This is a genomic window from Chitinimonas naiadis (genome assembly GCF_054780835.1).
The window spans coordinates 24517-37725 of record NZ_BAAGVO010000007.1 but is presented as its reverse complement, the minus strand read 5'-3'; the positions used below and the strand labels follow the sequence as shown (position 1 = coordinate 37725).

The window sequence follows — 13209 nt, the reverse complement described above, 5'->3', positions numbered from 1 at the left end:
ATTCAACGCCCCTCCTCGGAAAACACCTCACCCGTGCTGTTCTGCTGCTTGCCCTTGAAGACACGGCGCACCAGCACGAAGAACAAGGGAACAAAGAACAGGCCCAGCACGGTCGCACTGATCATGCCGCCAAGCACGCTGGTACCGATGGCGTTCTGGCTGCCGGAGCCGGCGCCAGTACTGATGGCCAATGGCAACACCCCGAAAATGAAGGCCAGCGAGGTCATCAGGATAGGCCGCAGACGCATGCGTACCGCCTCCAGCGTGGCCTCGATCAGGCCTACGCCGTGCTCCATCTGCTCCTTGGCAAACTCCACGATCAGGATCGCGTTCTTGGCCGAGAGGCCCACCGTGGTCAACAGGCCAACCTGGAAGTAGACGTCATTGGCCAGCCCACGACCAAAGGCCGCCAACGCCGCACCAACAATACCCAGCGGCACCACTAGCATGACCGCGAACGGAATCGACCAGCTTTCGTAGAGGGCTGCCAGGCAAAGGAAGACCACCAGCATGGAGATCGCATACAGGGCTGGTGCCTGCGAGCCGGAACTACGCTCCTGGTCAGACAAGCCGGTCCATTCGAAACCAATACCCTCCGGCAGCTTGGCAATCATCTCTTCCATGGCCAGCAAGGCCTCGCCCGAACTATGCCCCGGTGCCGGCGAACCCATGATCTCGACCGACGGCATGCCGTTGTAGCGCTCAAGTCGTGGCGAAGCGAAGGCCCAGCGCGTCGTGGCAAAGGCGGTGAACGGCACCATCTCGCCACTGGCGTTGCGCACATGCCATTTGTTCAGGTCGGACGGCAGCATGCGCGACGGGGCATCACCCTGCAGATAGACCTTCTTGACCCGTCCCTTGTCGATAAAGTCGTTGACGTAGCTGCTACCCCAGGCAGTCGTGATCACGCTGTTGATATCCGCTTGCGAGATACCCAGCGCATTGGCCTTGTTACGGTCGATATCCAGCCGGAACTCCGGCGTATCTTCCTGTCCATTGGGACGCACTGCGGTCAGGGCAGGATGCTTGGCCGCCATGCCCAGCAGCTGGTTACGCGCGGCGATCAACTTCTCATGGCCCAGGCCTGCACGATCCTGCAACTGCAAGTCGAAGCCCGAGGCGTTACCCAGCTCCAGCGCCGCCGGCGGGGCAAAGGCGAACACCATCGCATCGCGGATCTTGGAGAACTTGGCCATGGCGCGGCCCACGATGGCTTGCGCCTTCTGGTCTGGGCGCTGGCGCTCATCCCAGTGCTTGAGCCGCACAAAGGCGAGACCGGCGTTCTGGCCGCTCCCCCCGAAGCTGAAGCCGGCCACGCCGAACATGGTGGCAACCGAATCCTTCTCGTCGACCATGAAGTGGTGTTCCACCTGCTCGATCACCCGCAGGGTTCGCTCCTGCGTCGCACCGGCCGGCAGGACGATCTGGCTGTACAGGATGCCCTGGTCCTCATCCGGCAGGAAACCGCTGGCCTGACGCGCCAGCAGGAACGCCATACCAGCCACGATGGCGGCGTAGATCAGCAGGTACGGCACGCCACGGTGGATGATGCGATTGACCGCACTCTGGTAGCCGCGGCTCGAACGATCGAAGGTACGATTGAACCAGCCGAAGAAACCGCGGTTGCTGAGGTGATGCCCCTTCTCGACCGGCTTGAGCAAGGTCGCACACAAGGCAGGCGTCAGCACCATGGCAACGATCACTGACAGCACCATGGCAGACACGATGGTGATGGAGAACTGCCGGTAGATGACACCGGCCGAGCCACCGAAGAAAGCCATCGGCACGAACACGGCCGACAACACCAGCGCGATACCCACCAGGGCGCCGGTAATCTGGCCCATGGATTTGCGGGTGGCCGCCTTGGGCGGCAGGCCTTCCTCGCTCATCACCCGTTCGACGTTTTCCACCACCACGATGGCGTCATCCACCAGCAGGCCGATGGCCAGCACCATGCCGAACATGGTCAAGGTGTTGATCGAAAACCCGCAGGCCGCCAGCACGCCGAAGGTACCGAGCAGTACCACGGGCACGGCAATCGTGGGGATCAAGGTGGCGCGGAAATTCTGCAGGAACAGGTACATGACCAGGAACACCAGCACCACGGCTTCAGCCAGCGTCTTGACCACTTCCTCAATGGATATCTTTACGAACGGCGTGGTGTCGTAGGCGACAACCGACTTCATGCCCGTCGGGAAGAACTTCGACAACTCGTCGATCTTGGCCTTGACCGCGTTGGCGGTATCGAGGGCATTGGCACCGGTGGCCATCTTGATGGCAATACCGGTTGCCGGCTTGCCATTGAATCGCGCCACGGTGCTGTAGCTCTCGGCGCCCAGCTCGATACGCGCGACATCCTTGAGCTTCACGCTCGCCCCTGCGGCATTGCCCTTGAGCAGGATCTCGCCAAACTGCTCCGGCGTCTGCAAACGGCTCTGGGCCGTGATGGTCGCATTCAGCGCCTGGCCCTTGACCGCCGGGGTACCACCCAACTGGCCGGCGGATACCTGCGCGTTCTGCGCCTGGATGGCGAGGCTGACGTCGTTGGGTGTCAGCTTGTAGTTGTAGAGCTTGGCCGGGTCGAGCCAGATACGCATGGCGTACTGCGCACCGAACAGCGTGACATCCCCTACCCCTTTGACGCGGCTGATCGTATCGAGCACGTTGGCGGAAACATAGTCGGCAAGGTCCGACTGCTTCATGCTGCCGTCTTCGGAAACGAAGGCCATCACCATCAGGAAGTTCTTGGTGGACTTGGCAACCGTCAGGCCCTGCTTCTGGACTTCCTGCGGCAACAGCGGCATGGCCAGTTGCAGCTTGTTCTGCACCTGGACCTGGGCGATGTCGGGATTGGTCCCGCTATCGAAGGTCAAGGTGATCGTCACTGCACCGGACGAATCGCTGCTCGACGACATGTAGTGCAGGCCATCGATGCCCTTCATCTTCTGCTCGATCACCTGGGTGACCGAGTCCTGCACGGTCTGGGCAGAGGCGCCTGGATAGGTGCCGGTGATCGCTACCGCAGGCGGCGCGATGGCAGGGTACTGGGACACCGGCAACGAGGTGATCGACAGCACCCCTGCCAGCATGATCACGATGGCGATCACCCACGCAAAGATGGGGCGATCAATAAAGAAACGAGACATGTACCGTGCTCCTTAGGGCTTGGCGGGCGCAGCGGCGGCGCCGGCAGCAGACTGGAACGGTACGGGCTTGGCGCTCGCGCCAGGCTTCACCTTTTGCAGACCTTCGACAATCAGGCGATCGCCGGCCTTGAGGCCATCGGTCACCTGCCACTGGTCACCCAGCGCACGGCGCGTCTGCAACTGGCGTTGCTCGACCTTGTTTTCAGCATTCAGCACCAGGGCCACGGCATTGCCCTTGGCATCACGCGTCACCCCCTGCTGCGGCACCAGGATGGCCGCCTCGTCCACGCCCTCCTCCAGGCGCGCCCGGACATACATGCCCGGCAGCAGCTCCTGCTTGGGATTAGGGAACACGGCCCGCAGCGTGACACTACCGGTACCGGCATCCACGCTGACTTCCGAGAACTGCAGGCTACCGGCCTGCGGGTAGACCGTGCCATCTTCCAGCACCAGACTGACCTTGGCGGCGTCCTTGCCGGTGCGCTTGAGCGCGCCACTGGCCAAGTCCCGCTTGAGGCGCATCAGCTCGGTACTGGTCTGCGTCACGTCCACATAGATCGGGTCCAGTTGCTGGACTGTCGCCAGCGCACCCGCCTGGTTCGCGGTCACCAGCGCGCCCGGCGTCACGGCGGAACGGCCGATACGCCCGCCAATAGGCGAGCTGATGCGGGTGTAGCCCAGGTTGATGCGCGCATTGGCCACCGCCGCACGCGCCGCGGCGACATCGGCCTCGCCTTGCTTGAGCGTCGCCGATGCTTCATCGAAATCCTGCTGGCTGACTGCCTTAATCTTGACCAGCTCCTGGTAACGCTCCACCTTCAGACGGCTGACCGTGGCATTGGCTTCGACCTTGGCCAGAGTTGCCTGCGCGCTGTCGAAGGCGGCCTTATAGGTGGCAGGATCAATCTGGTACAGCGCCTCGCCCTGGCGGATTTCCGCGCCTTCATTGAACAGTCGCTGCTGGATGATGCCACCCACCTGCGGCCGCACCTCTGCAATCCGGAACGCCGCCGTCCGGCCGTTCAGTTCGGTGCTGATCGGCAATGCCGCAGCCTGTACCGTATAGATGCCGACTTCAGCGGGGCCGCCGCCACCGGCAGCCCCGGCAGCGGGAGATTTGCCGCAAGCGCTGAGCGCCAGCCCACCGGCCATCGCCACCAGGGTCGTGGTCAGCAAGGTCTTGTTCTTGATATGCATAGAGCACCTGTCGAAAGGAATTGGGTACAAGCAGCCGGCTGTTCCGCGCAATGACGATCAACCCGACGTCATCAGGCCGGACTGCGACATGAACGTCGCCGACAGTCGGCCTGATCGATATTAGAGTGAACGATCATTCTAATTTTAAACCCCAACACGGGCAAGCCAATGAAGATTGCCGACGAGAGTCCCCGCAGTCCGCATCCAGTTCCGGCAGGACACGCTTTTTTACACATCAGGGCACCACCGCCACGAAGCAATGGCAGCCTGACATACCCGTCGGTATGATGGTCGGATCAGGCACCTGCCATAACCCTGCAGGCGCCCGCCACCATGCTGGATTAGCCGGATCAGTTGGAATAGCCCATGTTTGACACCATAGAACAACGCTTTCGCGCCCTGCAGCCGCGCGTCGATTTCTGCGCCTTGCGCTATGTCGAGGAAGACGCCGAGACCCTGGCCGTCCGGCAAGGCACGGCAGAACCAGTACGCCGCCGCCAGGATAGAGGCGCCATGATCACCGTGGTCCACCAGGGTGGCTATGGTTATGCCGCCACGGCCGACTGCTCTACCCAAGGCCTCGCCACCGCCCTCGAGAAAGCCAAGGCCTGGGCAGAGGCAAGCCGCGCGCACGCCGTTTTTGACTATCGGCAGCTTCAGCTACCGGAACCCAGCGGACAGTACCGGGGAAGTGGGCTCGAACGACCGCTGGATTGGCAGCGCAAGGCGCTGCTGGACCTGTTGCTGGATGAATCGGCCGCCGCCAAGGCGGATGACGCCCGTATTGTCGACTGGTCGGCCGAGCTGTCACGACTGTCGGTACGACAGCGCTATATCACCCTGGGCGGCGGCAGTGTGGAGCAAGCCCATCAGATGCTGGTCCCCGGCCTGTCGGTCACCGCCTATGCCAACGGCGATACACAGACCCGTAGCCTGGGCGGCCAGTACGGCGGCATCTGCCGACAGGGCGGCATGGAGATCCTGTCCGAAACCGGCCTGATCGGCGCGGGACGCCGGGTTGCGGAAGAAGCACTGCAACTCCTGGCCGCCCCCAACTGCCCCACCGGCCGCATGGATCTGCTGCTGATGCCGGAGCAGATGATGCTACAAATCCACGAGAGCATTGGCCACCCGCTGGAGCTGGACCGCATCCTGGGCGATGAGCGCAACTATGCGGGCACCAGCTTCGTGACGCTCGACATGTTCGGCAACTACCAATACGGGTCCGAACTCCTCAATGTCAGCTACGACCCAAGCATCGCCAACGAATACGCCAGCTACGGCTGGGACGACGACGGCGCCGTCGCACGCAAGGTCCTGCTGATCGAGCATGGCCTGCTGCAAAAACCGCTCGGTGGCGAGATATCGCAAGCTCGCGCCGCCGCCAATGGCTATGCCCTGGGCGGTGTTGCCAATAGCCGGGCCTGCGCCTGGAACAGGCCCCCCATAGACCGGATGGCCAATCTGAACATTGAACCGGGCGACAAGACACTCAAGGAACTGGTCGCCGGTATCGAGCACGGCGTACTGATGGACACCAATGTCAGCTGGTCAATTGACGACTCACGCAACAAATTCCAGTTCGGCTGCGAGTTTGGCCGGCTGATCGAGAATGGTGAGCTCAAGGGTGTCGTGAAGAATCCAGGCTACCGTGGCATCTCGGCCACGTTCTGGCGCTCCCTCAAGGCCGTGGGGGATGCCAGCACCATCGACGTGATGGGCACACCGAACTGCGGCAAGGGCGAACCCAACCAGGCGGTCCGGGTCGGTCACGCCTCGCCGGCTTGCGTCTTCGCCGACGTCGACGTTTTTGGAGGAGAAGCCTGATGCGGGCGCATTTTTCCAGGCTGGCAGCGCACCTGCGTGAGCGGCTGCACGCCCATGAGTCCTTCACCCTATGGCTCTCCGGCGAAAACAGTGACTTCGTTCGCTTCAACCACGGCCAGGTCCGCCAGGCCGGCGCCGTCCAGCAGGCCTATCTGGACCTGACCCTGCTGCAAGGGGCTCGGCACGTCAGCCAGAATCTCTCGCTGACCGGTGGCGACGACGATCTGGCCCTGCTCGATCACGCCGTTGAGGCCTTACGCCAACTCCTGCCCGACGTGGCCGAAGACCCCTATCTGCTGCTCAACACCGAGTTGCAAAGCAGCGAACGGATCGACACCACCCCGCTCCCACCCACTGCGAGCATGGTTGCCGATATCGTTGCGGCAGCCGATGGCAGCGATCTGGTCGGCATACTTGCCGCAGGCTCCCTCTGCTACGGTTTTGCCAACAGCGCTGGCCAGTTCAACTGGCAGGAAGCCAATAGCTGGAACTTTGACTGGAGCCTATACGCCCAGGGCGACAAGGCCGTCAAACGTGGCTCGGCGGGGACTACCTGGTCCGCCTCACAACTTCGGGAAGCCCTGACCGCCGCCCGTACCGAACTCGCGCTGTTGAGCATACCGGCCAAATCCTTGCCACCCGGCACCTATCGCGCCTACCTCACACCCTCGGCGCTGGCCGAGATCGTGTCCCTGCTCAACTGGGACAGTTTTTCCGAGAAGCAGCACCGGGCCAAGCGCAGCGCCTTGCTGAAACTCTCCGCCGGCGAGCAGCAGCTCTCCCCCTTGCTGACACTGGGGGAAGACACGGCCCACGGCCTTGCACCCGCATTCCAGGCGCAAGGCTTCATCAAGCCGGCGCACATACCCTTGATCGACACCGGCCGTTACGCCGGCAGCATGATCAGCCCACGCACGGCCAAGGAATACGGCATCGCCGGCAACGGTGCTCGCAGCCAGGAAGGTTGCGATGCACTGGCCATGACAGCGGGCAGCTTGCCAACGCGGGACGTGCTCGCTGCCCTCGGGACCGGCCTCTACGTCTCCAACCTCTGGTATCTGAACTACTCCGATCGCGCAGCAGCCCGGATTACCGGCATGACCCGCTTTGCCTGCTTCTGGGTGGAGAATGGCGAGATCGTCGCACCGCTGAATGTCATGCGCTTTGATGACAGCCTCTATCGCATGCTCGGCAGCCAGCTGGAAGCGCTGACCGTGGAACGGGAACTGATGGCCGACCCTGGTAGCTATGGCGCCCGCTCCACCGCCAGCCAGTTGCTGCCCGGCGCCCTGCTGCGGGAACTCAACCTTGTGCTTTGACCACCACGCCCCGATGTAAGCCCTCTGTGCCCTGGTCGACCAAGGCATATCATCCCGACAAGGAGTGAATCATGGCGCATGAAATTGCCACGCTGGCTGGCGGTTGCTTTTGGTGTCTCGATGGCGTCTTTCTCCGCCTGCGAGGCATTGAGAAGGTCGTATCCGGCTATATGGGCGGCCACTTGCAGGACCCAAGCTACAAACAGGTATGTGGCGGTGACACCGGCCACGCCGAAGTGGTGCAGGTCCACTATGACCCCGCCATCATCAGCTATGCCGATCTGCTGGAGGTCTTTTTCGTGATCCATGACCCGACCACGCTCAACCGGCAAGGTAACGACGTCGGTACCCAGTACCGTTCTGCGATCTTCTTTCATGATGCCGCACAGGAAAGGACCGCCCGCGAGACGATCGCCGCACTGGCTGCCGAACATGCATTCGATAAACCCATCGTGACGGAAGTCGTGCCGGCCGTGACCTTCTGGCCGGCCGAGGGCTATCACCAGGGCTATTTCGACGCCAACCCTTATCAGCCCTATTGCATGGCCGTGGTTGCACCCAAGGTCCGCAAGGCAATAGACAAATTCTCGGCCAAGTTGAAGTAAGCCCGCAGGGGATGTCGAGCCACGCTGCAATCGCGCTGCGCCGCGCCCGCCCGGAGGACCGGGCGGCGCTGTATGCCATCTGCCTCGCCACCGGCGACGCCGGCAAGGATGCCTCGTTGCCGGGCCGCCAGGGCGAACTGTACGGCCATATCTACGCCGGCCCCTATCTGGCATTAGCCCCGGAATTCGCCTGGGTGGTCGAGGACGCACAAGGCGTCTGCGGCTATGCCCTCGCCGTGGCCGATTCCCGACACTTCTACGACCGCATGGAAACAGCATGGCTGCCGCTGCTGCGGCAGCAATATATCACCGCCCGCATCCCCGCCGACCAGTGGCTGATCGACCGACTCCAGACGCCGTTTGCGCTTGATCCGCAACTGGCGGACTGGCCAGCGCATCTGCATATTGATCTGCTGGACCGGGCACAAGGCCTGGGGCTGGGTAGCCGGCTGATGCAGGCCCTGCTCGACGACCTGAAGACGGCCGAGGTCCCGGCCGTACACCTAGGTGTCGACCCACGCAACGCGCGTGCGTTGGCCTGGTACACGCGCCAGGGCTTTGGCACCCTGTTTACCCAACCAGGCTGTGTCTGGCTGGGTAAATACCTCCAAGAATCAGGCTCAGTCCACAACAAACCGTCCGATTTGGGCATTCAGGCCCCGAGATAGATCGCCTAGCCGTTTGGCCAGCAAATTGGCAGACGACACCGAAGCATGGTTCTCCTCGCTCATTTGCGCGATTTGCTCAACATTCTGGGCGATCTGGGTTGCAGCGCCGCGCTGCTCCCGCACTGCCTGGGCAATATCGGTCAAAGTATGCAAGGTGGTCGTGGAGCTGGCCCGGATCGATTCCATTGCGGCAGCCAGCTCCCTCGCATGGGAGACGCCGGACTGGATACGGCTACTCGCCTCCTCCATGCGGCTACCGGCACTGACTGTATCCTGCTGCACGGTTTCAATCTTGCCCGAGATATCGGCCGTGGCATTGGCCGTGCGCTCAGCGAGCTTGCGTACCTCGTCTGCCACCACCGCAAAACCCCGGCCTTGCTCTCCCGCACGCGCAGCTTCGATTGCGGCGTTGAGTGCCAGCAGATTGGTCTGATCAGCGATTTCCTTGATCACCCGTACGATGCCGCCAATTTCATCAGAACGGGCATTCAGCGCCGCAATCGCTTGCGACGCTGACGCCAAGGCATCCGCAATATGGGCAATCTCGCCCGCAGTGCGGTCGGCCAGACGTTCGCCATCGTCGGCCTGCCCCACGGCGGCATTGGCGGCGTTACGCACCGACTCGGCATTGTCCGCAACGACGGCAATACTCGTCGTCAATTGTTCGATTGCCGCCGCAACGGCAGCTGACGCCTGAGCCTGGGTAGAGGAGGCACTGGCAACCTGTTCCGAGATTGTGCCCATCTCGCTGGCAGATTCCGCCACCTGCCGGGCACCGCCGCGCGTATCGATCACCAGGCTGCGTAACCCATCCAGCACCCGGCAGAAGGCACCGACCGTGCGACCTATTTCATTGTCACCGTTGCTGGGCATCGTAACCGTCAGATCGTTACCCGCAGATATCCGCTGGGCCGCACTTTCAGCAGCATTTAGAGGCCTTCGTATGGACTGCGCCACTGCGGCGGCCACACCAATACCCAGCAGGATAGCGAGCCCTGCCTGCAGCCACAGCGCCCGCTCGGTATTGGCCTTCGCCGCCGCCAGTTCGGACGCTACGTGCTCGGCCTTGTCGTTGGTGCTTTTAAGCAAGCTATTGAGCGACTCTTCCATGCCATGCACATAGGCCTTGTAATCCCCCATGGCCTTGTTGGCATCCGCCGTACTGGTCAACCCTTGGCCTAGCTGGTCGGCTACTTTGCCAAAGCCCTCGGCATATTGCTTCATTTGGCCACGCAGCTGAATAATGCGCTGCTTGTCCTCTTCGCCCGCCAGACCTTCGGCCCGTTGCAAGCTGTCTTGCGCCTTGGTCAAGGACTCTCCCCATTTGCCACGATATTCCTTCACTTTCTCCGGGCTGCCGATATTGATGAAGCTGTCCTTTTCAAATCGGCGCAGATTGCCCATGTGATAACGGGTATCTCCCGCGGCCGTATTCAAGGCGAGATCTCCCTCAACCAGGGACTTCACCCGCGTGTACTGACTTTCGACACCCCATGAGCCGGTCAACGCCACCGCCAGCATGAGTACCAATAGCAATGCAAATCCCGCGCCGATGCGCACGGCAAAACTCAGGTTATTCATGGCCACTTCTCCGCTTATTAGCCCTGGTTAGCTGGCGATCCGTTATCTCATCCCGGGCCTGGGCGGTACGGTTGTGCCAGGGCCTCACCTCGCGGTGAGGCCTTTTTGTAGCATATGCAAGAAGCCGGCAATTTGCGGTCCGGTTTGATATTCGGCACGAAGGTCAGGATTTTGGTAAAATCCGCGCCTTTTCAAAGGCTTGGACTACATCTTGCGAATTGCTCTGGCACCCATGGAGGGCCTGGTCGACGCCCCGCTACGGACCGCACTGACCGAGATCGGCGGCGTGGACTGGTGCGTGACCGAATTCGTACGCGTAACCAGCACGCTGCTGCCCCCGCGGTACTTCAAGCGGGTAGCGCCCGAATACGCCAACGGCTGGCGCACGCCTGCCGGCGTACTGCTCAAGCTGCAACTGCTGGGCTCCGATCCTGCCTGCCTGGCCGATAACGCCGCCCGCGCCGCAGAACTCGGCGCGCCCGGCATCGACCTGAACTTTGGCTGCCCAGCCAAGACCGTCAACCGCCACCGGGGAGGTGCGGTACTGCTGCAGGAACCCGAACTGCTACATGCCATCGTCAGCGAAGTGCGGCGAGCAGTACCCGCTCATATTCCGGTCACCACCAAAATGCGCCTGGGCTATGAGGACACCGCGCTGGCACTCGATTGCGCCCGTGCGATGGATGAAGCCGGCAGTGCCGAACTGGTCGTACACGCCCGCACCAAGCTCGATGGCTACAAACCGCCGGCGCACTGGCACTGGATTGCCCGGATCAAGGAAGTGGTAAAGGCACCCGTCGTTGCCAATGGTGAAATCTGGACGGTGGAAGACTATTTCCGCTGCCGCAGCGAGTCGAACTGCGACGACGTGATGCTCGGCCGCGGCCTGATCGCCCGGCCTGACCTGGCCCGGCAGATACGCGCCGCCCTGGCCGGTGAAGCGCCCGATACAGTGGAATGGCCCGAGCTGCTGGGCATCGTCCGGCGCTTCCATAACAACCTGATCGGCACTGGCGCCCCGACCTATGCCCCGGGCCGACTCAAGCAATGGCTGGGCTATTTGCGCCGCAGCTACCCCGAGGCCACCGCCCTGTTCCGGGAAATCCGTACCCAGCAACAACTTGGCGCCCTGCCCGCCTGATACCCAGCATGAGCGATAACCCCTGCCTGAGCTGCGGTGCCTGCTGCGCCGCCTTCCGGGTCAGCTTTGACCGTAGCGAACTGGACGAAGAAGCCGGCCGGGTCCCCAGCAGCCTGGTCGACTACGAAAACGACAAGCTGTGCCGCTTGCGGGGTACCGATTACCTCAAACCCCGCTGCATCGCCCTGGTCGGCCAGATCGGCCAGGCGGTACGCTGCGGCATCTATGGCGAACGTCCCGGCCCGTGCCGGGAATTCGCGCCCCTGGCCGAGCACGGTATTTTCCCGTCGGCCTGCAACCGGGCCCGCGCCCGCCACGGCCTGCCCGCCCTGGCTACCCAAGATTGAACTTCAACGAGCACGCCCCATGAGCCAACTACTGGAAGCCACCCCTTTTGAACTGATCGGCGGAGAAGCCGGTGTCGCCCGCCTGGTACAACGCTTCTACGACATCATGGATACCGACCCTGTCGCCGCCGGTGTGCGCGGCGTCCACTCGGCCGACCTGACCTCGTCCCGGGAAAAACTGCGCTTGTTCCTGACAGGCTGGATGGGTGGGCCCGCACTCTATGTGGAAAAGTACGGCCACCCCATGCTGCGCGCCCGCCACCTGCCCTTCCGCATCGACGAACGCATGCGTGATGAATGGCTGTACTGCATGTACAAGGCGATGGACGAACAAATGCCGGGCGACGACCCGCTGAAAGCGCACCTGGAGCAGGCTTTCATGAAGACGGCAGACTTCATGCGCAACGCAGGCTGACGCCCTGGCCAGGATCAAGCCAGGACCGAGCGCACCTGTATCAGCTCCGGGAAGAAAGTCAGCTCCAGCGCACGCTTGAGGAAGGCAACCCCGCTGGAGCCGCCCGTGCCCTGCTTGAAGCCGATGATGCGTTCCACCGTCTTCATGTGCCGGAATCGCCAAAGCTGGAATGCTTCTTCCACATCGACCAGCTTTTCCGCCATCTCATACGCATCCCAATGCACGCGGGGTGACTGGTAGATCAACTTCAGGGCATCCACCACGGCGTCACTCGCCACATAGGGCTGGCTGAAATCCCGCTCCAGCCGGTCCGCCGGAATCGCAAAGCCACGCCGTGCAAGGTGGCGTAGGAACTCGTCCCACAAGCTGGGTGCATTGAGGTCCTGCTGGATCTGGGCATAGAGCGCCGGGTCATACTTGAAGACCTCCGCCTGCCCCGCGTGCTTGTTCCCCAGCAGGAATTCCAGCGTACGGTACTGGTGCGACTGGAACCCCGACGATTGCCCCAGTACCGGCCGGAATTCGGCGTACTCCGATGGCGTCATCGTCTCCAGTACCGCCCACATATTGAACAACTGCTGCTGGATCAGCTTGGCCCGCGCCAGGATCTTGAAGCAGGCCTCAAGCTCGTCGTGCCGCACATGCATGATCGCCGCACGCAGTTCATGGATCAATTGCTTGAGCCAAAGCTCGGACACCTGATGCTGCACGATGAACAACATTTCATCATGCTGCGGCGGATTGGAAAGTGGCTGCTGGGCGGCCAGCAGCTGGTCCAGCCGGAGATAGCCCCCATAGCTGAGCCGGTCGGTGAAATCGGTCTGTATGCCGGCTTCAAGATCACGCTGATTGGGTTGCATGGACAACATCCTTACGAAGCAAGGCCGCGATGATGCGCGTAGCGCGGCGCGGACTCAAGGCGCAGCGCGGCATAGGTCCGCGCTATTGATTGATTTCAATAAT

General features: G+C 62.3%; 11 protein-coding genes. 7 read left to right on the top strand and 4 right to left on the bottom strand.

Features of this window, described 5'->3' with window-relative positions:
• Window positions 1-2 precede the first annotated feature (2 nt).
• A complete protein-coding gene (locus ACYVHK_RS20620; protein ID WP_460536027.1) occupies window positions 3-3146 on the bottom strand; it encodes an efflux RND transporter permease subunit in 3144 nt (1047 codons plus the stop codon).
• A gap of 12 nt (window positions 3147-3158) precedes the next feature.
• A complete protein-coding gene (locus ACYVHK_RS20615; protein WP_460536024.1) occupies window positions 3159-4343 on the bottom strand; it encodes an efflux RND transporter periplasmic adaptor subunit in 1185 nt (394 codons plus the stop codon).
• Between the two features lie 366 nt (window positions 4344-4709).
• Here ACYVHK_RS20615 and ACYVHK_RS20610 point away from each other — a divergent pair, with 366 nt between their 5' ends.
• The 4 genes from ACYVHK_RS20610 to ACYVHK_RS20595 all read left to right on the top strand — a co-directional run bounded on the left by ACYVHK_RS20610 (window position 4710) and on the right by ACYVHK_RS20595 (window position 8762).
• A complete protein-coding gene (locus tag ACYVHK_RS20610) occupies window positions 4710-6170 on the top strand; it encodes a TldD/PmbA family protein (RefSeq protein WP_460536022.1) in 1461 nt (486 codons plus the stop codon).
• Entirely contained in the window at window positions 6170-7489 is a 1320-nt protein-coding gene (locus ACYVHK_RS20605) for a TldD/PmbA family protein (protein WP_460536020.1), read from the top strand. The genes ACYVHK_RS20610 and ACYVHK_RS20605 overlap by 1 nt, the downstream gene beginning before the upstream one ends.
• Window positions 7490-7560: 71 nt before the next feature.
• A complete protein-coding gene (gene msrA / locus ACYVHK_RS20600) occupies window positions 7561-8094 on the top strand; it encodes a peptide-methionine (S)-S-oxide reductase (RefSeq protein ID WP_460536018.1) in 534 nt (177 codons plus the stop codon).
• Between the two features lie 11 nt (window positions 8095-8105).
• Window positions 8106-8762 (top strand): GNAT family N-acetyltransferase, encoded by a 657-nt coding sequence (locus ACYVHK_RS20595; RefSeq protein WP_460536016.1) that lies wholly within the window; start codon window positions 8106-8108, stop codon window positions 8760-8762.
• Here ACYVHK_RS20595 and ACYVHK_RS20590 read toward each other — a convergent pair.
• Window positions 8715-10343 (bottom strand): methyl-accepting chemotaxis protein, encoded by a 1629-nt coding sequence (locus ACYVHK_RS20590; protein ID WP_460536014.1) that lies wholly within the window; start codon window positions 10341-10343, stop codon window positions 8715-8717. The genes ACYVHK_RS20595 and ACYVHK_RS20590 overlap by 48 nt on opposite strands.
• A gap of 211 nt (window positions 10344-10554) precedes the next feature.
• Here ACYVHK_RS20590 and ACYVHK_RS20585 point away from each other — a divergent pair, with 211 nt between their 5' ends.
• Genes ACYVHK_RS20585 through ACYVHK_RS20575 form a run of 3 tightly spaced genes read left to right on the top strand, consistent with a single transcriptional unit; the run spans window position 10555 to window position 12246 of the window.
• On the top strand, window positions 10555-11484 hold the full coding sequence (locus ACYVHK_RS20585; protein ID WP_460536012.1) for a tRNA dihydrouridine synthase: 930 nt from the start codon (window positions 10555-10557) through the stop codon (window positions 11482-11484).
• An 8-nt stretch (window positions 11485-11492) separates the two neighbouring features.
• Window positions 11493-11831, top strand: coding sequence for a YkgJ family cysteine cluster protein (locus ACYVHK_RS20580; protein ID WP_460536010.1), 339 nt, complete (start codon window positions 11493-11495; stop codon window positions 11829-11831).
• Window positions 11832-11850: 19 nt separating this feature from the next.
• Window positions 11851-12246, top strand: a complete 396-nt coding sequence (locus ACYVHK_RS20575; RefSeq protein ID WP_460536008.1) for a group II truncated hemoglobin — start codon at window positions 11851-11853, stop codon at window positions 12244-12246.
• 14 nt (window positions 12247-12260) lie between these two features.
• On the opposite strand, the gene ACYVHK_RS20570 is transcribed toward ACYVHK_RS20575, so the two are convergent.
• Window positions 12261-13106, bottom strand: coding sequence for a tryptophan 2,3-dioxygenase (locus ACYVHK_RS20570; protein ID WP_460536006.1), 846 nt, complete (start codon window positions 13104-13106; stop codon window positions 12261-12263).
• Window positions 13107-13209: the final 103 nt, after the last annotated feature.